The sequence below is a fragment of the Pseudomonas sp. PME37.24/025 genome (assembly GCF_055556615.1).
Genome location: NZ_JBVHNK010000046.1, coordinates 1 through 405 on the forward strand (window position 1 = coordinate 1; position 405 = coordinate 405).

Annotated in this window: 1 protein-coding gene; it reads left to right on the forward strand. The window is 64.9% G+C overall.

Annotation, left to right across the window (positions count from 1 at the left end; genetic code table 11):
- A partial coding sequence (locus ACZ3HH_RS29420) for a YveK family protein (RefSeq protein ID WP_465810028.1) occupies nt 1-405 on the forward strand: 405 nt, incomplete at both ends.

A 405-nucleotide genomic window follows, 5' to 3' on the forward strand; every position in this document is an offset into this window, starting at 1 on the left:
CCCACCGCTCCGGCATCTCCCCATACCACTCTGAACGTCATCATCGGCATCGTTCTCGGTCTTGCCCTCGGGATCGGTGTGGCCCTCGTACGGACGGTGCTGGACACTCGAATCCACTCGCTGCACGACATCGAAGCGGCCACCGAGGCTCCCGTCCTGGGCGGCATCGCGCTCGACCCTGAGGCGAGGAAGCGACCGCTTATCGTCCACGCTGATCCGCGAACCCCACGGGCCGAATCGTTCCGCAGTCTGCGCACGAACTTGCAGTTCGTGGATGTCGACGGGGAGTCGCGTTCTTTCGTTATCTCCAGTGCCGGCCCCGGCGAGGGCAAGTCGACGACCGCGGCAAACCTTGCGATCGCCCTCTCTGAGACAGGGGCGCGGGTGGTGCTCGTGGATGGAGAT